The organism is Phenylobacterium sp., assembly GCF_041913825.1.
Lineage (GTDB): Bacteria > Pseudomonadota > Alphaproteobacteria > Caulobacterales > Caulobacteraceae > Phenylobacterium.
In genome coordinates, this window is sequence record NZ_JAYSEO010000021.1 from 63,752 (window position 1) to 85,612 (window position 21,861).

Genomic DNA, 21,861 nt, shown 5'->3' on the forward strand with positions numbered 1-21,861 from the left:
GGGAGGAAACATTATGAGACGCAGACAACTCTGCGGCGGCTCCGCGCTGGCCGTCGCCATTACCCTCGGGGCGGTCCTGCCGGCCCTGGCGCAGACCCCCAGCAGCACCGAAGTCGAGGAGGTGGTGGTCACCGGCTCATTCATCGCCGGCACCCCCGAGGACGCGGCGCTGCCGGTCGACGTCCTTTCGACGGAAGACCTCGCCGAGCAGGGCTCGCCGACGGTGGTCCAGCTCGTGAAGACGATCACCGCCTCGCAGGCGTCGCTGGGCGAGTCCAACCGCTACAATGGCGGCGCGGGCACCGCGACGATCAACCTGCGCGGCTTCGGCGCCGCGCGCACCCTGGTTCTGATGAACGGCCGGCGACTGGCGGACAGCCCGATCCCGGCCTTCCAGGGCGGCGGCGCGAACCTGAACTTCATCCCGACGGCTGCTGTGGGCCGGATCGAGATCCTGAAGGACGGGGCCGCGGCCACCTACGGCTCTGACGCTATCGGCGGCGTGGTGAACTTCATCACCCGCCGCAACCTCGACGGCCTCGAGGCCGACGGCGAGTACGCCTTCATCGACGGCTCGGACGGCGACTGGAACGCGAACCTCGCCTGGGGCAAGACCTTCGACAACGGCAACGTGCTGCTGACCGCCGGCTACCGGCACCGGTCGCGGCTCGACATCCACGAGCGGGACTTCGCGCTCCGCCCGTTCGACTTCGCGGGCTCGTCCGGCGCGGCGGGCTTCACCGGCGCGTCCAACCCCGGCTTCTTCGTGGCCGGCGCGACGCCGTTCCGCGACAACGGGTGTGAGGAGCTGGGCGGCACGCTCACCCGCTCCATCACCTACCAGAACCCGCTGGCCGGCCAGCCGAACCAGGCCGCCACGGTGGCCTTCGCCGTGCCGGTCGGACCGCAGCTCCCGGCCACCTCGGGCACGGCGACGACCTGCCGGTTCCAGTTCTCCAACTTCAACGACCTGGTGAACGAGGAGGACCACTACCAGCTCTACGGCGAGGTCAACTTCGACCTCTCGGAGAACGTGGCCTTCCACGGCGAGGTCGCCTGGGCCCGGAACGACACGCCCATGCAGCGGCTGTCGCCGGCCAACCTCACCGCCCAGTATCCCTCGCCGGTGTCGGTGGGCGGCACCTCCTTCTCGCCGAGCGCGCCCAGCGGCCCCAACCTGGCGGTGCCGTTCAACGTGCCGGTGAACAACCCCGGCTTCCTGGCCCTGATCAACGATTGCCGCTCGCCGCTGACGCCGGCCGAGTGCGCCGCGATCCGCGCCGGCGCCTTCGCCCCCACCGGCGCCCAGCCCGGCGCCCCCGGCGGCGCTCGGGGGGTCGACATCGTCCAGCTCGGCTGGCGGGCCATCGCCTTCGGCGGCCATCCCACCAATCCGGACAAGGCCGATCACCAGACCATCGTGAACGACGCCTTCCGCATCAGCGGCGGGTTCAAGGGCTCGATCTTCGGCGGGATCAACTACGACACCGCCGTCACCTACATGGAGCAGAAGAACACCACCAACACCAACGACCTGCTTGTCCGGAACCTGCAGCTCGCCCTGCGCGGCTTCGGCGCCAAGGCCGACGATCCGGGCGGCTGCACCGCGGCGGAGACGGCCAACTTCACGACCGGGGCCGGCAATGCGGCGCTGGGCTGCTACTTCTTCAACCCGTTCACCAACGGGGTGGCGTCGAGCGCCGTGAACGGCCAGCCGAACCCCTTCTTCAACCCGGCGGTCGCGAACGATCCGCAGGTCCTGCAGTGGCTCTACGGCAACTACACCAACGTGCTCACCAATCAGATCCTGGTGCTGGACGCGGTGTTCTCCGGCGAGACCGGCATCGAGCTCGGCGGCGGTCCCATCGCCTGGGCGGCCGGCGCCCAGTACCGCTACAACCGCGAGCTCCGGAAGTACGGCGCCCTCTTCAACGCCGACGAGAACCCGTGCCCGGACCGCGCGGCCTGCGCCGACGAGAGCGGCCCGCTGATCTTCTTCGGCTCCAACAGCGACCGCGACGACGACGCCAACGTGAAGGCGGTGTTCGGGGAGATCCAGTTCCCGATCACCGACGCCCTGAACGTCAACTTCGCCATCCGGCACGAGGCGTACCAGGGCAACATCGGCTCGACGACCAACCCGAAAATCGCGGTGCGGTGGCAGGTGGCCGACTTCCTGGCGCTGCGCGGCAGCGCAAGCACCACCTTCCGGGCGCCCGGTCCGGGGCTCACCTCCTCGAGCTGCAACAACGGGGTGCGGGTGCTGGGTTCGGCCTATCGGGCCTTCCAGAGCTGCGGCAACCCGAATCTCAAGCCGGAGACCGCGGACACCTTCAACGTGGGCGCGATCGTCGAACTGGGTGGCTTCTCGGCGACGCTCGACTACTTCAACTTCAAGTTCAAGGACGAGATCATCGAGGAGAGCGGGTCGCGCCTCTACGCGACCATGTTCCCGGCCGGCTCCAGCGCGCTGTGCGGCAACCCCGCCTACGCGTCGCTGCAGGCCAGGTTCACATTCGCCGGGGCCTGCGGGGCCGGCAACGTGGCCCGGCTGCGCAGCTTCTTCGTCAACGGGCCGGACACCGACACCTCCGGCCTGGAGTTCCGTGCGCAGTACGACTGGGAAGGCCTGCTGGACGCGAGCTGGTCGGTGGGCGCCGAGCTCACCTACCTGATCGAGTACAAGCGCGGCGCCATCCCGCTGCTCGAGGACTCGGCCATCAGCATCGCGCCGGAAGAAGACCGGGCTGGCCTGTCGGACGTGCTGAACGACTTCTTCTCCTACCCGGAGCTGAAGGGGAACGGCTTCGCCACCTTCCGGAAGGGGCCGCTGACGCTCCGCTGGCAGGCGCGCTATGCCGAAGGCACCTCGCCGGCGTTCGGCTCGCCCTTCTTCATCACCGTGCCCGACGCGTCCGCCACCACCATCCCGGCGGCCGGCCAGGCCTGCCCGACCAACGCCTGCGGCGGCCGCCGCCTGGAAGCCGTCGGCAAGTCGGACGACTACTGGCAGCACGACGTGATCGCGCGGTGGGAGGCGCCCTGGGACACGGTGATCACCGCGAGCATCCAGAACGTCTTCAACGAGGACCCGCCGTACGTGCCCTCGCCGTACAACTACGACCTGACCCAGGGCAATCCGCTGGGCCGGGTGTTCGAGATCGGATTCGCCAAGAAGTTCTAGGCGACGCTGGATCGCGGATCGGGGGCGTCGGCCGCAGGGCCGGCGCCCCTTTCCTTTCAGGGCTTCGCCTTCGGCGGCAGTGCCGCCACCTCGGCCTCGGTCAGCTTGCGGATGTTGCGCACCGTGCAGCGCTGCGGCCCGATGGAGCTCGACGCCACGATCTCGGCGTCAAGGCCCGAGCAGATCGAGGACGAGCCGCGCGAGACCAGGGCGATGCCCTGGGCCCAGTCGATCTCGGGGCAGGTCCCGAACAGCTCGAACTGGTAGACGTCGCGCACGCCGACCCGGACGTTCACCACGCGGTCGTCGACCGCGGCGAAGTTGTTGGCGTTGCGCGCCCAGAAGCAGCTCCGCTGGGGCTTGGCGGCCTTTGCGTCGGGCTGGGCGGGCGAACGGGCGCCGGCGATCTGCGGCGCGGCCGCGGAGAGCGCCAGGGCGGCGAGCGGCGCCGCCCATAGAATCTTCGAAGTCATTGATCTTCGGTCCCTCTTTGGGCGTCCCCCGAAGCGCCCGACATATAGGCCGCGGCGCGCGGCTCAGGAAGCGCCGCGGCGTTCCGCCCGCAGACGGAAGCGCGCGGGGTCCACCAGGGTCGCCAGGCCGTGCGGCAGGGGCGAAGGCGCGGCGAGCGCCAGGGCGGCCACGTGCTCGGCCAGCAGCGGCGCCCAGGAGAGCCCGCGCGAGCCAAACCCGGTGAGCAGGAAGAGACCCGGCGCGCCCCCGTCCGCTGCCCCGGCGAGCGGCAGGCGGTCGGGTGTGACGGCGCGCACCGCGGCGCGCCCGGCCAGCGCCAGGCCCTCGACCCGCGCCGCCAGCCCCGGCAGGGCCGCGGCGAGGGTGGCGAGGTTGCGGGCGTGGTCGGCGTCCCGGACCTCCAGGCCGGCGTCGCCCCGGTCGTGCGTGGCGCCGAACAGCAGGCCCTCCCGCGTGGGCAGGGCGTAGCCGCCCCAGGCGACCGGCGGCGTGCGCGTCTCCACCTTGGCCCAGCTCGCCTGGCCGCGCACGGGCGACAGCGGCGGCCCGCCCGCCAGCCGCGCGGACGGAAGGCCCGCCGCCAGGATCACGGCGTCGGCCTGCAGGATCTCGGCGCCGGCGGGGTCGCGCAGGCGCCAGCCCTCCGGGGATGGCTCGAGGGCGGCCACCTCGGCCTGCCGCGTCTCGCCCGCCCAGGCGGCCAGGGCCACGGCGGGCTCGATGGCCAGCGCCGTCTCCTGCGACAGCGCGGCCGGCGCGGGCTCGCCCAGCCGCGCGGCGGCTTCGTCGGCGCAGAGCATTCGCAGGGCGCCGGGTTCGAAGAGGTCGGAGGCCGCGATCCGCTCGAACCGTCCGGCGTCCCGCTCGCCGGCGGCGAGTTGCAGCACCCCCCGGGCGAGGATGGCGTCCGGCGTCTCCGCCTCGTAGAGCGCTACGGCCCGGGCGAAGGCCTGGGCAAACAGGGCGGCCGGGGGGCCGCCGCCGGCGTCCAGGCGGGGCGTAACCAGGCCGGCGGGGTTGCCGGAGCCGCCGGCCCCCAGGCGCTCGGCCTCCAGCAGCACCGCCTCGCCGCCCAGGGCGCGCACGGCGCGGGCCGCCGCGGCGCCGGCGATCCCGCCGCCGACGACCGCCACCCGGTACGCCGCAGGATCGGCCGCCTGGCCGGGCCGCCGGGCCTCCAGCCGCTCGCGCTTGCGGCCGAAGCCGGGGCGCTTCTCCACCGCGAACCCCGCGGCGGCCAGGGCGCGGCGGACGTGACCGGCCACCGTGAAGGTCGCGGCGCGGGCGCCGGGGGCGGAGCGGGCGCCCACCAGGGCCATCACGTCCTCGCCCCACATCTGCGGGTTCAGGGCCGGGGAGAAGCCGTCCAGGAACCAGGCGTCGGCCAGGCCGGACCAGCCCGCCAGCGCCTCGCGCACGTCGAGGACGGCGAGGTCGAGCACGGCGCCGAGCTCGGGCAGGTCCACGCGGTGCAGGCCGCGGGCGCGGCCGGGCCATCGGGCGACCAGCAGGCGCGCCACCTCAGCAAGCTCGGGCCAGCGGGCATGGGCGCGGCCCGCCTCGGCGGCGGTGATCGGAAAGGCCTCGACGCTGAAGACGTGCAGCACGCCGCCCGGCGGGCGATGGCGGCGCCAGAGGTCGAGCAGGGCCAGGATGTTGAGCCCGGTGCCGAAGCCCAGCTCGCCCACCACGAAGCGCCGGCGCCCGGCCCAGGCGTCCGGCAGGCCGCAGCCCTGCAGGAACACGGCGCGGGTCTCCGCCAGGCCGTCCTCCGTGGAGAAGTAGACGTCGCCGAACAGCCGCGAGCGCGGCTGACCGTCCTCGCCCCAGGCGAGCGGGCTGTCTTCGGCGGCCGGCGTGTCGGTCATGGCTCCCACATAGCAAGAGGGCCGCCCCCCCGGGGGCGCCCCTCCATAGCGCGTGATGCGCGCGCCGCTTAGTGCGGCGCGGCTTCGCCGGTCGGCGCGGCGGCCGGGGCGGTGGTGGTCGCGCCGGCGGCGGCCGGGTCGGCGGCGGGAGCCATCGCGCCGGCGGCGGCGGGATCCGTGGCCGGGGCGGCGGCGGCCGCGGCGGCGTCGGCCGCGGCGGCGTCGGCCGGCGCGGCGGCCGGAGCTTCCGTCGTGGTCTCGGCGGCGGCCTCGGTGTTCTCGGCCGGCTTCGAGCAGGCGGCCACCGCGAGGGCGGCGACGGCGGCGCCGGCGATGGCCAGCTTGCGGAGCAGTTCGGCAGTCATGTCCCTGTTACCCCTTGTCCACGTGTGATCGCGTCGCGCAGGGCCGTTGCGGAGCGCCCCGGACGCGGATGCGACTATGCGCTGCTTCGCGGGTCCGGCAACCCGCGGGTTCACGGGTTCGTGATCACATTTTGCGAGGCTCAGGCCTCGTTGGGGATCGCGTTCAGGGCCTCTTCCAGCTCGAGGAAGCTGGGCTGGGCGCCGGAGGGCACGTTGCCACGGCCGATCTCCACCGAGATCTGGGCGGCGTTGCCGTGCAGGTGGGCCACGAGCACCGCCTGGATGATCTTGTAGAAGGAGCCTTCCTCCTCGACCACTTCCTTCATGCGCGTGGCCATCGGGCCCACCAGGCCGTAGGCCAGGAACACGCCGAGGAAGGTGCCGACGAGCGCCGAGCCGATCATCTCGCCCAGCACTTCCGGCGGCTCGGTGATCGCGCCCATGGTCTTGATGACGCCCAGCACGGCGGCGACGATCCCGAGCGCGGGCAGGGCGTCGGCCAGGTTCTGCAGCGCGTGCGCAGGGCCGAGGCCCTCGTGGTGATGCTTCTCGAGCTGCTTCTCCATGGCGTCCTCGACCTGGTGGGGATCCTCCAGGTTCATGGTCATCATGCGCAGCGTGTCGCAGATGAAGTCGACCGCGAAGTGGTCCTTCGTGATCTTCGGGAACCGCGAGAAGATCGTGCTCTCCTTCGGGTTCTCGATATGGCTTTCCAGGGCGATCACGCCCTTGGACTTCATGGTCTTGGTGAGCAGGAACAGCAGGCTCAGCAGGTCGCGATAGTCGGAGGCCTTCCACTTCGGTCCGCCGAACACCTTGGAGAAGCCGCCGAGCGTGCCCTTGATGACCGGCATTGAGTTGGCGATCAGGAAGCTGGCGACGCCCGCCCCGCCGATGGCCATCATCTCGTGGGGCAGGGCGTGCAGGATCACGCCCAGGTTGCCGCCCGAGATCAGGTAGCTGCCGAACACCAGGGCGAACAGCAGCACGATGCCGATGATCTGAAACATACTTCGCGGGTCCCCGTCGTCGCCGCGAAGATGGCGGTTAATGCTTAATGGCCGGTGTGCGGCTTTCGGGTTTGCCGCCGGACGCCAAGCCGCTTAAGCCGGGGAAGATGGCTTCCTCCGCGTCTTCCGCCAGCGGGCTGCCCCGCCGGTCGTTCGTGATCATCTTCGGCGTGTCGCTGGCGACCGCCATGGGGAACACGGGCCTGATCTCGGTGCTGCCGGCGATCGGGCGGGAGATCGGCATCCCCGACCCGATGGTGGCGGCGATCTTCTCGCTCTCGGCGCTGCTCTGGGCGGCCTCGTCGCCGGCCTGGGCGCGGGCCTCCGACCGCTACGGCCGCAAGCCGCTGATGATGGTGGGCCTGACCGGCTTCCTGGTCTCGATGATCCTCTGCGGCGTGGTGGTGAGCGCGGGCCTCCGCCACTGGGCGCCGTCGCTGACCATCTTTGTCCTGTTCCTGCTGGCGCGGGCGCTGTTCGGCCTGTTCGGCGCGGCCTCCAACCCGGCGACCCAGGCCTATGTGGCCGAGCGCACGCCGCTCGAGCAACGCACCCAGGCCATGGCCAGCCTGGCCGGCGCCTTCGGGCTCGGCACGGTCATCGGGCCCTTCCTGGCGCCGCTGTTCACGCGCATCCCGGTGCTCGGCCTAGCGGGGCCGCTGTTCACCTTCGGCCTGATCGCCCTGGCCATGCTGGCGGTGGTCTGGCGGCTGCTGCCCGAGACGCCGGTCCCGGCCGAGGCCCGGCGTCCGAAGCGCCCGGTGGTGGGCGGGGCGAAGCGTGAGCGGCCCATGTGGCGCGATCCGCGGGTCACGCCTTTCCTGCTCTACGGCTTCATCGTCGCCACCTGCCAGACCGCGCAGGCCCAGACGCTCGGCTTCCTGATCATCGACAAGCTGGGCGTCTCGCCGATCCAGGCGCAGTTCTCGATCTCAATCGCCATGATGTTCGGCGCCTGCGCGGGGCTGCTCGCCCAGTGGGGCATCATCCGGATGTTCGAGATGACCCCGCGCCAACTGCTGCGGTGGGGCGTGGCCGTGGCCGCGGCCGGCAACCTGATCGTCGCCTTCGCGCCCGACTACTACCTCGTGGTGGCCGGCTACGCGCTGTCGAGCCTGGGCTTCGGCTTCGCCCGGCCGGGCTTCACCGCCGGCTCCTCCATCGCCGTGGGTATGGACGAGCAGGCGCGGGTGGCGGGCGCGATCGCGGCGGTGAACGGGGTGAACGTGGTGCTCGCGCCCCTGTTCGTCTGGCTCTACCAGCACCTCGGCTCGGCGCCCTTCATCCTGAACACCCTGCTGATGGCCGGCCTGCTGGTCTACGCCTTCCGCAACACCCAATTGCGCAACGCCGACCCCAAGCCCGCCACCCGAGAGATGGCGACCATGGCGACCATCGAGAAATCGGACGAGGGCGGCGCGCCCTAACGCCGCAAGGCCGCCGCGCGCCTGAATTCGGCCCGGCGGCGGGTTAGGATGCCGCCATGTTGATCGCCGCCCTCGCCGCCGTTTCCGCGCTCGCCGCCCGCCCCGCCGACCTCGTGCCTCGGGGCGCGCAAGAGGCCTATTCCAACCAGCTCGCCGCCACCGTGCTCGGCCTTGCGGCCCAGCGGAACGGCGCGGCCTGCGGGCCGGACGCCAAGGTGGTGTCGCTCGGCCAGACCCGGCTCGGCACGGCGGCCTCGGTCATGGGCGCGAAGGACGGGGATCCCGTCCGCGCCGACGCCGGCGTATATAAGGAGCACCTGCGGGTGGAGGGCTGCGGGACCCAGCCCCGGCGCGACAACATCCTGGTCATCCGCCAGACCGACGGGCGCTGGGTCATGGCGCCGATGTTCTGGGGCGACACCCTCACGACGCCGGTGCAGCAGCACGATGCGGTCCAGTCGGCGCTGCAGGCCATCCAGCTCGCGCCGCCGGCGCCCACGTGCGAGCCCGGCGAGAAGCCCTTCGAGCTGGTGGACACCGAGGTCACCGAGACCACGCTGCTGAAGTCCGGCATCTGGAGCGAGCGCTGGCTGATCCGCGCCTGCGGCGAGGACCGGCCGGTGGAGATCAGCTTCATGCCCAGGCCCGACGGCAAGGCCACCAGCGTGGTGGTCAAGCAGGGCTGGCCGGCCGAGCCGCCGCCGAAGCCCTAGCTCGCGCCGAGGCCCTGCGCCTCCGCCTCGTTGCGCAGGCGCGCCACCATCTCCGGCGAGAGGTAGCCGTCCGCCGTCAGGCCGCGGGCCTTCTGCCAGTTGCGCAGCGCCGTGCGCGTGCCCATCCCGACGACGCCGTCCGGCGCGCCCGGATCGAAGCCGAGCGCCGCCAGCGCCCGCTGGGCGGTCATGCGGTCGGCCAGCGACAGCGGCGTCTCCGCGGGCCAGGCGCGGACCAGCTCCCCCTGGCCGGCGATCCGGTCGGCCAGCATTCCGACGCCGAGGGCATAGGAGATCGAGTTGTTGTAACGCCGGATCACGAAGTGGTTCGGGAACAGCAGGAAGGCCGGCCCGCCGGCCCCGGTGGGGGCCACGAGCTGAGCCTTGGCCGTCTGGTCGGTCTCGGTCCAGGGCAGGCCGTCGGCGCGGGTGACGCCGCGCTCGGCCCACCAGGCCGGAGCCTCGCGCGGCCCCTCGGTCAGGCTCCAGTCGAACCCGGCTGGGACGGTGACCTCCCGGGCCCAGCTCTGGCCGCGCACCCAGCCCGCCTTGGCCAGCAGGTTGGCCGCCGAGGCGAGCGCGTCGGGCGCCGAGCCCCAGATGTCGCGCCGGCCGTCCCCGTCGTGGTCCACGGCGGTGGAGGCGAAGGTGGTGGGGATGAACTGGGTCTGGCCCATGGCGCCCGCCCAGGACCCTCTCAACCGCGAGCGCGGATGCTCGCCGGACTGGATGATCTTCAGGGCGGCGATCAGTTCGCCCTCGGCCCAGGTCCGGCGGCGGCCCTGGGCGGCGAGCGTCGCCAGGGAGCGGATCACGTCGTTGTCGCCCTGGATCGCGCCGTAGCCGCTCTCCAGCGCCCAGACGCCCATCAGAATCTCGCGCGGGACGCCGTAGGTCTGCTCGATCGGGTCGAAGTAGGCGGCGCTGCGGCGCTGCTGGCCGATGGTGACGCGCGAGCCGGTGACCACGCCTTTCAGGTACTCGGAGATCGGCTTGGAGAACTCCGGCTGACGGCTGTCGAGCCGGCCGACGCTGGGGTCCGGCGTCAGCCCCTTGAGCTCGCGGTCCAGCACGGCGCGGCTGACGCCGGCCTTGAGCGCCCGGTCGTAGAACTCCGAGGCCCAGGCGTCGAACACCTGGTCGCCGGAGACGGTGGGCGGCGTGACCGGCTGCGGGGCGGGGGCCGGGGCCGGCGCGGGCGGCGGCGGCGCGCCGGGCGTGGGCAGCAGCGGCTTGTTGGCGGGGCTGGCGCACCCGGCGAGGACATAGAGGGCGAGGAGGGAATATCTGCGTCGCATCGATTCGGAGTCTAGCGAGCCCGCGAGTCCGGCCCATCATCAAAACGCCGTCAGGGCCCGAAGCGTTGACTCCTGCCGGACCTCCCCGTATATGCGCCCGCTCTTTGTTGAACTTAAGGACGCGGCGCGTCCGCCACGCCCGGAACCAAGGTCATGAAGGTCAGAAGCTCGCTCAAGTCGCTCAAGACTCGCCACCGCGACTGCAAGCTCGTGCGCCGCAAGGGCCGGGTTTACATCATCAACAAGACCGACCCGCGCTTCAAAGCCAAGCAGGGCTAAGCGCCGGGCCGACCGGCGTCCACGGCGCCGGTCCGCACTCAATCTTGTGAGAAGACCGACAGGAACCGGCGGACACCGACCGGTTCCTGGCGCATGTCGACGGTCAGGCCGGCTGTGGCCGGTCCGCTCTCAGCCGGGGCCGCTGCGCACCAGCTCGAAGAACTCCTGCCGGGTGCGTGGGTCATCGCGGACGCCGCCCAGGAGGTGGCTGGTCGTCAGGCGGGTGCCGGGCGTGTTCACCCCGCGCATGGTCATGCAACTGTGCTCCGACACGATGACCACGCCCACCCCCTTGGGCTGCAGGATGTCCTGGATCGCCTCGGCCACCTGGGCGGTGAGCTTCTCCTGGATCTGCATGCGCCGCGCGAAGCCGTGGACGACGCGGGCCAGCTTCGAGATCCCCACCACCCGGCGGTCGGGCAGGTAGCCCACGTGCGCCTTGCCCAGGAACGGCAGCATGTGGTGCTCGCACATGCTGACCACCGGGATGTCGCGCAGGACCACCAGCTCGTCGTAGCCGCCGACCTCGTCGAAGGTTCGCGCCAGGTACTCGCGCGGATCGACGTCGTAGCCGGCGAACAGCTCGCGGTAGGCCTTGGCCACCCGCTTCGGCGTTTCCAGTAGGCCCTCGCGCTCGGGGTCGTCGCCGGCCCATTCGATCAGGGTGCGGACCGCGGCTTCGGCCTCGGCCTGGGTCGGCCGTTTCTTCGTGTCGTCGGACATGATCCCTCCGCGGCGATCCGCCTCAACGCGAGGGCGGAAGTCAAGGTTCAAGGCGCCCGTGACAGGGGCAGGTGAGGCCGCTAGGTTCCGCCGCTTTCCGGCAACCCCCGACTTCTGTAGAGCTGAACCATGGCCGACGACGCTTCCGCCCACTCCGACGTTCTGAACGCCACGGCCCAGGGCCAGCTCAAGAGCATCATCGAGCGTATCGAGCGCCTCGAGCAGGAGAAGGCGGAGATCTCCGAGCAGATCAAGGAAGTGAAGGCCGAGGCCAAGGGGAACGGCTTCGACGTGAAGATCATCAACAAGGTGATCCGCATCCGGAAGCAGGACCGCGCCAAGCGGCAGGAGGAAGAGGCCATCCTCGACCTCTACCTCTCGGCGATCGGAGAGATTTGAGGAAGAAGGCGCCACCTTCGCCCTTCGAGGCGCAGCGGGCGGCCGCCAAGCGCGCCGCCCTCAACGCCCTCAAACGCGCCCGCCGGACCGCCGATAAGGCGGGCGTCGAGCTCTCCGACTGGGAGGGCGAATTCCTCGGCAGCGTCACCGAGCGCGTGAAGACCTACGGCCGCGCGTTCGGCGACCCGGAGAAGGGCGCCCGCGGCGAGGCGCTCTCGGTCATGCAGACCGTCAAGCTCAAGGAGATCGCCGCCAAGGCCAAGGGCGAGAAGAAGCCCATGTCCCGCGGCAAGGGCTTCCGCCGGAAGCCCAAGGCGGACGAATAGCCGTCAGCCCTGCGCCGCCACCTGCTCGACGACGTCCTCGAGGCCCTGTTCCTTGACCTTCCTGTAGAGCGTCGAGCGCCCGATGCCGAGGCGGCGGGCCACCTCGCTCATGTGGCCGGCGTAGATGCCGATGGCGAGCTGGATGAGGTCGCGCTCGATCTCCTCCAGGGTCCGCAGGTGGCCGCGCTCGTCGAGGATGCGGACCGGCGCGTCCTTCGGCATTTCGGCCATGAGCTGCTGGGCGGTGGGGAGCGGCTGCGGCATGGCGGTGGCCACCGGCTGCACCGTGGCCGCGGCTTCGGGGGGCGGGGCGGCGACGCCGGAGATCGCCGGGAAGTCGTGCGGGGCGAGGTAGGGCGCGTCGGCGAGCACGATGGCGCGATAGACCGCGTTCTCGAGCTGACGAACGTTGCCGGGCCAGTCGTAGGAAGTGAGGAAGGCCATGGTCTCGGGCGCGGCGCCCACCACGGACTTGCCTTCCTCGACGTTGAACCGGCGCACGAAGGCGTCGACGAGCGCCGGGATGTCCTCCTTGCGCTCGCGGAGCGCCGGGGCCTCGATCGGATAGACGTTCAGCCGGTAGAACAGGTCCTCGCGGAACCGCCCCTCGGCGACTGCCTGCGAGAGGTCGCGGTTGGTGGCCGAGACGATCCGCACGTCGACCTTGATCGAGCGCTTCGAGCCGATCGGATCGATTTCGCTTTCCTGCAGCGCGCGGAGCAGCTTGACCTGGATGTCGAGCGGCAGCTCGCCCACCTCGTCGAGGAAGAGGGTGCCGCCGTTGGCTTCCTGGAACTTGCCAAGGTGCTTGTCGGTGGCGCCCGTGAAGCTGCCCTTCTCGTGGCCGAACAGGATCGACTCCACGAGGTTCTCGGGGATGGCGCCGCAGTTCACGGCCACGAACGGCTTGCCGGCGCGGTCGGACGAGCCGTGCACCGCGCGGGCGATGACCTCCTTGCCGACCCCGCTCTCGCCGGTGATCAGCACCGGGATGCCGGACTTCGCCGCCCGCTCGCCCAGGCGCTTGACCATGGTCATGGCCGGCGAGGCGCCGATCAGGTCGTCGAAGGTGGTGCGGCCGTTGGCGTGCTTCTTCAGCCGGTCCACCTCGCCCTTCAGCGCGCCCATGGAGAGCGCGTTGCGGATCGAAACAATGATCCGCTCGGGAGCGGCGGGCTTGACGAAGAAGTCGACGGCGCCGGCCTGCATGGCCGAGACGACGGTGTCGATCCCGCCGGTGGCGGTGACCACGATGACCGGCTGGTTGAAGCCGCGCGCGCGCATCTCGGCCAGGGTGTCCTGGCCGGAGATGCCGGGCATCACCAGGTCCAGCAGCACGACGTCGGCCTTGGCCCCGGCGCCCAGCTTGGACAGGGCGTCGTCGCCGCTTTCGGCATGGACGACCGCGAAGCCTTCGCGCTCCAGGACCGCCTGGATCAGCCGACGTTGCGTCGGGTCGTCATCGACGACGAGAACCGTCTTGGACATAGGAGAGTACCCACCTGGATCGGATGCTCGTCTCTTCTGGACGACGCTTGTTTCTGACCCGAATTGATACAGGCAGGCGGTAAAGGCCGAGTTTCGGAGACCCGAATCAGGGGTTAACGCTAGGGGTTAACTTCGGCTTGCGCCGCGGCCAGGGTCGCGGTGCTCTCAGCCGCCGGCGAACCCTCGGCGACCAGGGCCGTATCCGCCGGCCCGGCGCCCACATCCGCCACGTCCGCTCCGCTGACCTGCTGCACGGTCGGCGCCACGGCCGGCTCCGGCGCCGGCGCGACGGCCGCTGCGGGCTGGGCGGCCGGCTCGGCCGAGGCGATCGTGTGGTTGCCGGAGCACTGGTCGCGAAGATAGCCCTTCAGGTAGCCGCGCCGCGCCCAGCCGGCCATGGCGGCCTCGGCGAGCTCGCGCTCCTTGCGGTCCACGCCGGTGACCATCCGGAACACCTCGCGGTAGGGGATCAGGCTGCGCGCGCCCTTCATCAGGAGGTTGCCGGCCTGGCTCTTCTCGGCCTCGGGCTCGTCGGCGTCGGGGCCGAGAATCTGGTCGAGCTGGGCCACCTCCTGGTAGGCGGCCTCGCAGGTGGTCGCGGTGTAGGGGTCGGTCTGGGCCTTCTTGAGCAGGTCGGGCACGTTGCGGGCGGTGAGGCCCAGGCCCTCCTGCTGGCCGGGGTTGATCTCGGCGGACGCGGGCCCAGCGGCCAGGGCCGCGCCGGCCATCAGGGCCGCCACCAGGGGGACGTTCAGCCGGGTCATCACCTTCAAGGTCTCCATCCTCGGACGACCCTAAACACCGCAAAGCGCCGCCGGGTTCACGGCCGGGCTTCAACAAAGGCGAACCAAATCTGCGCCTTGCGAGTTGTGACAGCCGCCAGGGGTTGGCGGTCCGGGGATCGACACGAGAAGGAGAGACCCGATGACGAAGCAATTCCGGCTGGCGCTGATGGCCGGCGCGGTCCTGGCGCTGGGCGCCGGCGCGGCGACGGCGCAGCCCTGGATGTCCATCAACGAGCGGCAGGCGCGGCTCGACGACCGCATCGACGCGGGCGTGCGCACCGGCGAGCTGTCGCGCTCCGAGGCGATGTCCCTGCGCGCCGAGTTCCGCGACCTGACCAACCTCGAGGGCCGCTACCGGGCCGGCGGCCTGAGCGCCTGGGAGCGCCAGGACCTAGACCGGCGGTTCGACATGCTGACCATGCGCGTCCGCGACAACCGGCGCGACGGCGAGATGGGCTGGTTCGGCGGCCGCGGCTGGACCGACAACTCGGGGAGCTGGGTGCCGGTGGAGCGCCGCAAGGCGCAGCTCGACCGCCGCATCGAGCAGGGCCTGCGGAACGGCCAACTGACCGGCGCCGAGGCCGCCCGCCTGCGCGCCGAGTTCAACGACGTGCTGCGGATGGACATGCGCTTCCGCCGCGGCGGCTACAGCCCGCAGGAGATGGCCGAGCTGGACCGCCGGTTCGACCAGCTCGCCGCCCGCATCCGTTGGGAGCGGAGCGACGGCGACCGCTACGGCTACAACAACCGCCGCTACTAGGCCGCGATCCGGCCCCCACGCTTGACGTGGGGGCCGGCTTGCCCGGCCTCGCTGTCCGGGCCTAACGTCGTCCCAAGGCCGCCAAAGGCCACGGGGAGGCGACATGAGGATCATCACCGTTGCGGCGGGGCTGGCGCTCGCGATCACGCTGGCGGCCTGCCAGAGGGCTCCGGAAGCCGGCCATGTGGACGGCGCGCGCATCGCCGCGGCCGACGCCAACGCCGAGTGGCTCACCTACGGCAAGGGCTATTCCGAGCAGCGGTTCAGTCCGCTCGACCAGGTCAACGCCGGCAACGTCGGCCAGCTCGGCCTCGCCTGGTACGCCCAGTTCGACACCGACCGTGGTCAGGAGGCGACGCCCCTGATGGTCGACGGCGTGCTCTACACCACCACCGCCTGGTCCAAGGCCTACGCCTTCGATGCGCGGACCGGCAAGGCGCTCTGGGCGTTCGATCCGAAGGTCGAGGGGGCGAAGGGCTTCAACGCCTGCTGCGACGTCGTCAATCGCGGCGTCGCCGTCTGGAAGGGCCGCGTCTACCTCGGGACCATCGACGGGCGGCTGATCGCGCTGGACGCCAAGACCGGGCAGCCCGTCTGGAGCGTGCAGACCACCGACACCTCCAAACCCTACACGATCACCGGCGCGCCGCGGGTCATCAAGGACAAGGTGCTCATCGGCAATGGCGGCGCGGAGTACGGGGTGCGCGGCTACATCTCCGCCTACGACACCGACTCCGGCGAGCTGATGTGGCGGTTCTACACCACGCCCAATCCCACGGGCGCGAAGGATGGCGCGGCCTCCGACAAGGTGATGGCCGAGAAGGCGGCGGCGACCTGGGGCGACGGGGAGTGGAAACGCACCGGCGGCGGCGGCACGGCTTGGGATTCCATCGCCTACGATCCTGCGCTCGACATCGTCTACATCGGCATCGGCAACGGCACGCCCTGGAACCACCAGCGCCGCTCCGGCGGCAAGGGCGACAACCTCTTCCTCTCGTCGATCCTGGCGCTGAAGCCCGACACCGGCGAGTACGTCTGGCACTACCAGACGACACCGGGCGAGAGCTGGGACTACACGGCCACCCAGCACATCATGCTGGCCGACCTGAACGTCGGCGGCCAGCCCCGCAAGGTGCTGATGCAGGCGCCGAAGAACGGCTTCTTCTACGTCATCGACCGGGCGACGGGTCAGCTCCTGTCGGCCAAGAACTACACCAACATCACCTGGGCCACCGGCGTGGACCTGAAGAGCGGCCGTCCCATCGAGGCCCCCAACGCCCGCTACGGCTCCGGCCCCGCGCTCGCCCTTCCGGGGCCGCTCGGCGCGCACAACTGGCAGCCGATGGCGTTCAGTCCGAAGACGGGCCTGGTCTACATCCCCACCAACGTGACGCCGTTCGCCTACACCGACGACCGGGGCTTCTCGTACAAGCCGGGCGCCTGGAACGTCGGCGTCGACTTCCTGGCGAATGCGCTGCCCACCGACGCCGCCACCCAGAAGGCGGTGGCCTCGATGATCCGCGGGGCCCTGGTGGCCTGGGACCCGGTGCAGCAGAAGGCGGTCTGGAGCGTCGAGCACCCCTACTTCTGGAACGCCGGCGTGCTGGCCACCGCCGGCGGCCTAGTGTTCCAGGGCGCCGCCCAGGGGCAGTTCGTGGCCTACGACGCGGCCAAGGGCGCGAAGCTGTGGAGCCACGAGGCGGGCAACGGGATCATCGCCGCGCCGATGACCTACCAGCTCGACGGCGAGCAGTACGTGGCGGTGATGGTCGGCGCTGGCGGGGGCGGCCAGATCTCCGCGCCGGGGTTCATGCCCAAGCGCCCCCGCCTGCCTGGCCGGCTGCTGGTCTTCAAGCTGGGCGGCAAGGCCGTGGCCCCGGCGTTCCCGAAGGTGGAGGAGCCGACCATCGACCTGACGAACGTCAGCTCCACCGGCGACGTGCAGCACGGCTTTGCGGTGTTCCACCAGCACTGCCAGGTCTGCCACGGGCCCAACGCCGAAGGCTCCTGGCTGCCCAATCTGCGCGCCTCGCAGATGCTGACGACGCCGGAGAACTGGAAGAGCGTGGTCATCGACGGGGCGCTCGCCCCGCGCGGCATGGCGAGCTTCGCCCGCTTCCTGACCCCGCAGGACGCCGAGGACGTCCGCGCCTTCGTCATCTCCCAGGCCAAGGGCTCCCCGGCCGACACCGCGCAGGGTGCGAGGGCTCCGTCTCCGGGAACCTAGGGCAGGACCGCCGCGAACCGGTCGGCGATCCAGTCGGCCTGAGCCTCGGTGAGGATCAGGGGCGGGGCGATGCGGATGGTGTGCTCGTGGGTCTCCTTGGCCAGTAGGCCGCGGGCCTGGAGCGCCTCGCAGACCCGGCGCGCGCCGCCCGCGTCGGGATGCAGTTCCACGGCCAGCATCAGGCCGCGGCCGCGGACGTCCTTCACGCCGGGCGTGCGCACCGCCTGAAGCGAGGCCAGCAGGCGCTCGCCCATGCGCGCGGAGTTCTCGATCATGCCTTCCTCCACCAGCACCTTGAGCGCGGCGCGGGCGACGGCGCAGGCCAGAGGGTTGCCGCCGAAGGTCGAGCCGTGCTCGCCCGGGTGCAGCACGCCCATGACCTCGGAGTTCGAGAGCACGGCCGAGACCGGGTAGAAGCCGCCGGACAGCGCCTTGCCGATCAGGGTCAGGTCCGCCTCGATCCCCTCGTGCGCCTCGGCCAGCAGCTTGCCGGTCCGGCCGAGGCCGGTCTGGATCTCGTCGAGGATCAGGATGACGTTGTGCCGGGTGCAGAGCTCGCGCGCCCGCTTCAGGTAGCCGGCCGGCGGGATGATCACCCCGGCCTCGCCCTGGATCGGCTCCACCAGGAAGGCCACGGTGTTGGGCGTGATCGCCTGCTCGAGCGCCGGGGTGTCGCCGAACGGCACCACCTTGAAGCCCGGCGCGAAGGGGCCGAAGCCGCCGCGCGACGCGGGGTCGGTGGAAAAGCCGACGATGGCCACGGTGCGGCCGTGGAAGTTCTCGGAGGCGACGACGATCTCGGCCTGGCCGGCCGGCACGCCCTTCACCTCGTAGCCCCACTTGCGGGCCACCTTGATGGCGCTCTCCACCGCCTCGGCGCCCGAGTTCATCGGCAGGGCCTTGTGTGAGTTGGTGAGCGCGCAGAGCTCCTCGTAGAAGGGCGCGAGCTGGTCGTTGCGGAAGGCGCGCGAGGTGAGCGTCAGCCGCGAGGCCTGCGCGACCATGGCCTCCAGGATCTTCGGATGGCAGTGGCCCTGGTTCACGGCTGAATAGGCCGACAGGCAGTCCATGTACCGGTTGCCGTCGACGTCCCAGACGTAGACGCCCTCGCCGCGGGTCAGGACCACGTCGAGCGGCTTGTAGTTCTTCGCGCCGTAGCGCGCCTCGGTGGCGATCAGGTCGGCGGCGAGCGAGCGGGCGAGCGTGATGTCGTTCATGGCGTCACCTATTCGGCGGCGAGGACGGTGGTGGCGGGCGCGCTGGTGCGGTCGAGGCGCAGCGTCATGCAGTAGGCGGCCCCGCCGGACAGGATGAAGGGCGAGAGGTCCACTTCCACCAGCTCGTAGCCGCGGGCCTCCAGCCGGGCGCGCAGCGCCGCGGGCGCCTTGGCCATGACGATCCGCCGGTCGAGGTTGACGGCGTTGACGCAGAAGGCCGCGGCGTCCTCGTCGGTCGCCTCGATCCGCAGGGACTCGGGCACCCGGGCGCGAATGGCGGCCAGCGACTCCTCGGTGAAAGCGGGCGGGTAGTAGAGCACCTCGCCGCCGGAGAGCGGGCAGAAGCAGGTGTCCAGGTGGTAGTAGCGCTCGGACGCGAGCTGCAGCGGGACCACCTCGTGGCCGAAAAAGCCCTGCAGCACGGCCAAGGCGCCGCGGCTGGAGCGCGGCCCGTAGCCGGCCCAGAAGAGCTGCCGGCCCAGGTCCCAGATCGCGTCGCCCGCACCTTCGTGGAACAGGCCCTCAGGCAGGTCCATCACTTCCTGGACGAGGCCGCGGGACTTCAGCTTGCAGAAGGCCGAGCGGAAGATCGCCTCCTCGCCCTGGCGCTCGGGGTGGCGGAAGCGGGCCAGCAGGACCTTGCCGTCCAGCACCACGGCGGCGTTGGCGGGGAACACCAGGTCGGGCAGGCCGCGGGCGGCCTCCACCGTCTCCACCTGCGCGCCGCAGGCCTTCAGCGCCGCCTTCAGCTCGCGGGAGGCGGCCTTGGCGGCCGCAAGGCAGGCGTCCCGCTCGTCGCGCCAGGTGGCCGGCTTCATCCAGGGATTGATCTGGTAGCAGACCTCGTAGTGGGCCGGGTCCGTCATCAGGAACAGCGCCATCGTACCCCTCGTGTGGTTGTCCTGAGGCGAAAGCGTCGCTCACGGTCGCGCTAGCGAAAAGCGTACAAGATGCTACTCTTCGTCAGACGTTCTGGCGAAAGGCCAGACATGGTTGTCGAAGTGCTTGACGAGCTGGACCGGCGATTGATCGCCCTGCTGCGCGCCGATTCCCGCATGCCGGCCTCGGCGCTGGCGGCCCGGCTGAAGGTCTCGCGTGGTACGGCGCAGAACCGGATCGACCGGCTGCTGGCGCGTGGGGTCATCCAGGGCTTCACCATCCGCACGCGCCCGGAGCTGGAGGGCTCGCGGGTCCGGGCCATCATGTGCATCGCGGTGGAGGGCGAGCGCTCCGGCGCGGTGGTGAAGGCCCTCCGTGGCCTGCCGACCGTCGACAAGGTGCACACCACCAACGGCCGCTGGGACCTCATCGCCGAGCTCGACACCGAGACCCTGCGCGAGTTCAGCGACACCCTCGACCGGATACGGACCATCGAGGGTATCGCCTCGACCGAGACCTCGATCCTGCTGGCGACACAGAAGTTCTGAAGGGGAAGGGCGCCTCCCGCTGCGGGGACGGATGGACTACATCGTCCCTATGAACGCCCCCGTGAAGCCCGACACCCTGCCGCAGTGGCGGCTCGACGACCTCTACGCTGACCGCAACGACCCGCGGATCGAGACCGACCTCGACCGCGCCAAGGCGGCCAACGACGCGCTGGTGGCGCTGAAGGGCCAGTTCGTGGCCGCCCGCGGTGAGCCCGCGCGGCTGGGCGAGCTGCTGGATCGGGGCGTGGGCCTCTACGAAGAGGCGACGAACGCGCTCTGGGGCGTCGGCGCCTACGCTTCCCTCGCCGCGTCGACCGCGCGCGACGATCCGGCCTGGTCGAAGTTCGAGGCGGACCTGCGGACCCGCTCGTCGCAGATCGCCGCCGAGAGCCTGTTCTTCACGCTGGAGATCAACCAGCTCGAGGACGCCGAGATCGAGGCCGCGCTCGGCGCGCACGCCCCGGCCGCCCGCTGGCGGCCCTGGGTGCGCCGGGTCCGGCTCTCGCGGCCGCACGAGCTCACGCCCGACCTGGAGCGGATGCTCGTGGACAGGGCGCCGGCGGTGGCCAACTGGAGCCGTCTGTCCGACGAGACGCTGGCCCGGCTCACCGCCCGCGTGGGCAAGGAGACGCTGACCCTGCCGGAGCTGCTGAACCGGCTCTCCAGCCCCGACCCGACGCAGCGCAAGAACGCCGCCATGGCCCTCGCCAAGGCGCTTGGCGAGCGGGCGCCGACCCTGGCGCTCTGCCTGAACACGCTCGCCTTCGAGAAGCAGGTGGAGGACCGCTGGCGGAAGCACCCGGATCCGGCCGCCGCCCGACACCTGGCGAACGAGGTGGACGCCGACGCCGTCGCCGCCCTGGAGGAGGCGGTGGTGGAGTCCTACGAGCGCGTCAGCCACCGCTATTACCGCCTGAAGGCCAGGGTGATGGGCCGCGAGGCCCTGGACCACTGGGACCGGAACGCGCCGCTCGATACGGCGCCGCCGCGCGCCTACGGCTGGGACGACGCCAAGGCCCTGGTTCTGGAGAGCTTCCAGGACCTGGCCCCCAAGTTCGCCGACACCGCCCAGGTGTTCTTCAACCAGCCCTGGATCGACGCGCGCCCGCGCGCCGGCAAGCAGTCGGGCGCCTACTCGCACCCGGTGAACTCCGAGCGGCACCCCTATGTGTTCATGAACTACATGGGCGAGCGGCGGGACGTGCTGACCCTGGCGCACGAGCTCGGGCACGCGGTGCACCAGACCCTGTGCGCGCCGTTGGGCACCCTGCTGGCCGACACGCCGCTGACGCTCGCCGAGACCGCCTCGATCTTCGGCGAGGGCCTGGTGTTCGAGCGCCTGCTGGCCAGCGCCTCGCCCGACGAGAAGCGCGGCCTGCTGGCGGGCAAGATCGAGGACGCGCTGAACACGGTGGTCCGCCAAATCGCCTTCCACCGCTTCGAAACCCGCTTCCATGCCGCCCGCCAGGCGGGCGAGCTGTCGCCGCAGGAGATCGGTGGCCTGTGGCTGGAGGTGATGGGCGAGAGCCTGGGCCCGGCCATCCGGCTGACCCGCGGCTACGAGCACTACTGGGCCTACATCAGCCACTTCGTGCACGCGCCGTTCTACGTCTACGCCTATGCGTTCGGCGACCTGCTGGTCCGCGCCCTGATGGAGAAGCGGCGCGAGGATCCGCAGGGCTTCGCGCCGCTCTACGAGGCTTTGCTCGCGGCCGGCGGGACCAAGACCTACGTGGAGGCCCTGGCGCCGTTCGGCCTCAACCCGCGGGAGAAGGCCTTCTGGGCCGCCGGCATGAAGCAGATCGAGCGGCTGGTCGACGAATTCGAGACCCTCGCGCCGAAGAAGTGACGGCCTGCACGGGTTTTCCACATGATGTCGATCAAGGCTAAG

Annotated in this window: 20 protein-coding genes; 10 read left to right on the forward strand and 10 right to left on the reverse strand. The window is 71.2% G+C overall.

Annotated features, from left to right (window positions below; all coding sequences use genetic code 11):
- Positions 1-13 precede the first annotated feature (13 nt).
- The gene (locus tag ACE3Q8_RS17200; protein ID WP_374471519.1) at positions 14-3,184 is read left to right on the forward strand and encodes a TonB-dependent receptor domain-containing protein; all 3,171 of its coding nucleotides are present in this window, start codon (positions 14-16) and stop codon (positions 3,182-3,184) included.
- A gap of 56 nt (positions 3,185-3,240) precedes the next feature.
- Here ACE3Q8_RS17200 and ACE3Q8_RS17205 read toward each other — a convergent pair whose 3' ends face one another.
- The 4 genes from ACE3Q8_RS17205 to motA all read right to left on the reverse strand — a co-directional run bounded on the left by ACE3Q8_RS17205 (position 3,241) and on the right by motA (position 6,901).
- Complete coding sequence (locus tag ACE3Q8_RS17205; protein ID WP_374471520.1) at positions 3,241-3,657, reverse strand: DUF6491 family protein; 417 nt, start codon at positions 3,655-3,657, stop codon at positions 3,241-3,243.
- 63 nt (positions 3,658-3,720) lie between these two features.
- Positions 3,721-5,526, reverse strand: a complete 1,806-nt coding sequence (mnmD, locus tag ACE3Q8_RS17210) for a tRNA (5-methylaminomethyl-2-thiouridine)(34)-methyltransferase MnmD (RefSeq protein WP_374471521.1) — start codon at positions 5,524-5,526, stop codon at positions 3,721-3,723.
- A 68-nt stretch (positions 5,527-5,594) separates the two neighbouring features.
- Complete coding sequence (locus ACE3Q8_RS17215; RefSeq protein WP_374471522.1) at positions 5,595-5,891, reverse strand: hypothetical protein; 297 nt, start codon at positions 5,889-5,891, stop codon at positions 5,595-5,597.
- Positions 5,892-6,031: 140 nt separating this feature from the next.
- On the reverse strand, positions 6,032-6,901 hold the full coding sequence (gene motA / locus ACE3Q8_RS17220) for a flagellar motor stator protein MotA (protein ID WP_374471523.1): 870 nt from the start codon (positions 6,899-6,901) through the stop codon (positions 6,032-6,034).
- Positions 6,902-7,008: 107 nt separating this feature from the next.
- On the opposite strand from motA, the gene ACE3Q8_RS17225 reads away from it, so the two are divergent.
- Both ACE3Q8_RS17225 and ACE3Q8_RS17230 read left to right on the forward strand, forming a co-directional pair.
- Positions 7,009-8,328, forward strand: a complete 1,320-nt coding sequence (locus ACE3Q8_RS17225) for an MFS transporter (protein WP_374471524.1) — start codon at positions 7,009-7,011, stop codon at positions 8,326-8,328.
- Between the two features lie 56 nt (positions 8,329-8,384).
- Positions 8,385-9,041 (forward strand): hypothetical protein, encoded by a 657-nt coding sequence (locus tag ACE3Q8_RS17230; RefSeq protein WP_374471525.1) that lies wholly within the window; start codon positions 8,385-8,387, stop codon positions 9,039-9,041.
- Here the strand turns inward: ACE3Q8_RS17230 and ACE3Q8_RS17235 are convergent.
- Positions 9,038-10,339: a lytic murein transglycosylase gene (locus ACE3Q8_RS17235; RefSeq protein ID WP_374471526.1), complete on the reverse strand. Its 1,302-nt coding sequence runs from the start codon at positions 10,337-10,339 to the stop codon at positions 9,038-9,040. The genes ACE3Q8_RS17230 and ACE3Q8_RS17235 overlap by 4 nt on opposite strands.
- Positions 10,340-10,492: 153 nt before the next feature.
- Between ACE3Q8_RS17235 and ykgO the strand changes: the two genes are divergently transcribed.
- On the forward strand, positions 10,493-10,618 hold the full coding sequence (gene ykgO, locus ACE3Q8_RS17240) for a type B 50S ribosomal protein L36 (protein ID WP_111513452.1): 126 nt from the start codon (positions 10,493-10,495) through the stop codon (positions 10,616-10,618).
- Between the two features lie 129 nt (positions 10,619-10,747).
- Here ykgO and folE read toward each other — a convergent pair whose 3' ends face one another.
- Entirely contained in the window at positions 10,748-11,341 is a 594-nt protein-coding gene (folE, locus tag ACE3Q8_RS17245; RefSeq protein ID WP_374471527.1) for a GTP cyclohydrolase I FolE, read from the reverse strand.
- 129 nt (positions 11,342-11,470) lie between these two features.
- Between folE and ACE3Q8_RS17250 the strand changes: the two genes are divergently transcribed.
- Both ACE3Q8_RS17250 and ACE3Q8_RS17255 read left to right on the forward strand, forming a co-directional pair.
- The gene (locus ACE3Q8_RS17250) at positions 11,471-11,740 is read left to right on the forward strand and encodes a DUF2312 domain-containing protein (RefSeq protein WP_041373665.1); all 270 of its coding nucleotides are present in this window, start codon (positions 11,471-11,473) and stop codon (positions 11,738-11,740) included.
- On the forward strand, positions 11,737-12,066 hold the full coding sequence (locus tag ACE3Q8_RS17255) for a hypothetical protein (protein ID WP_374471528.1): 330 nt from the start codon (positions 11,737-11,739) through the stop codon (positions 12,064-12,066). The genes ACE3Q8_RS17250 and ACE3Q8_RS17255 overlap by 4 nt, the downstream gene beginning before the upstream one ends.
- Before the next feature lie 3 nt (positions 12,067-12,069).
- On the opposite strand, the gene ACE3Q8_RS17260 is transcribed toward ACE3Q8_RS17255, so the two are convergent.
- Complete coding sequence (locus ACE3Q8_RS17260) at positions 12,070-13,554, reverse strand: sigma-54-dependent transcriptional regulator (RefSeq protein ID WP_374471529.1); 1,485 nt, start codon at positions 13,552-13,554, stop codon at positions 12,070-12,072.
- Between the two features lie 119 nt (positions 13,555-13,673).
- Positions 13,674-14,327, reverse strand: a complete 654-nt coding sequence (locus ACE3Q8_RS17265) for a hypothetical protein (RefSeq protein WP_374471530.1) — start codon at positions 14,325-14,327, stop codon at positions 13,674-13,676.
- Between the two features lie 151 nt (positions 14,328-14,478).
- Here ACE3Q8_RS17265 and ACE3Q8_RS17270 point away from each other — a divergent pair, with 151 nt between their 5' ends.
- Both ACE3Q8_RS17270 and ACE3Q8_RS17275 read left to right on the forward strand, forming a co-directional pair.
- Entirely contained in the window at positions 14,479-15,099 is a 621-nt protein-coding gene (locus tag ACE3Q8_RS17270) for a hypothetical protein (protein WP_374471531.1), read from the forward strand.
- Between the two features lie 103 nt (positions 15,100-15,202).
- On the forward strand, positions 15,203-17,326 hold the full coding sequence (locus ACE3Q8_RS17275; RefSeq protein WP_374471532.1) for a PQQ-dependent dehydrogenase, methanol/ethanol family: 2,124 nt from the start codon (positions 15,203-15,205) through the stop codon (positions 17,324-17,326).
- Here ACE3Q8_RS17275 and rocD read toward each other — a convergent pair.
- Positions 17,323-18,543: an ornithine--oxo-acid transaminase gene (rocD, locus tag ACE3Q8_RS17280; RefSeq protein ID WP_374471533.1), complete on the reverse strand. Its 1,221-nt coding sequence runs from the start codon at positions 18,541-18,543 to the stop codon at positions 17,323-17,325. The genes ACE3Q8_RS17275 and rocD overlap by 4 nt on opposite strands.
- Positions 18,544-18,551: 8 nt before the next feature.
- Positions 18,552-19,424: a dimethylarginine dimethylaminohydrolase family protein gene (locus tag ACE3Q8_RS17285; protein WP_374471534.1), complete on the reverse strand. Its 873-nt coding sequence runs from the start codon at positions 19,422-19,424 to the stop codon at positions 18,552-18,554.
- Positions 19,425-19,532: 108 nt separating this feature from the next.
- On the opposite strand from ACE3Q8_RS17285, the gene ACE3Q8_RS17290 reads away from it, so the two are divergent.
- Together ACE3Q8_RS17290 and ACE3Q8_RS17295 are read left to right on the forward strand one after the other, a co-directional pair.
- Positions 19,533-19,970 (forward strand): Lrp/AsnC family transcriptional regulator, encoded by a 438-nt coding sequence (locus ACE3Q8_RS17290; protein WP_374471535.1) that lies wholly within the window; start codon positions 19,533-19,535, stop codon positions 19,968-19,970.
- Positions 19,971-20,019: 49 nt separating this feature from the next.
- Positions 20,020-21,819, forward strand: a complete 1,800-nt coding sequence (locus tag ACE3Q8_RS17295; RefSeq protein ID WP_374471547.1) for a M3 family oligoendopeptidase — start codon at positions 20,020-20,022, stop codon at positions 21,817-21,819.
- The last annotated feature ends 42 nt before the right edge of the window (positions 21,820-21,861 follow it).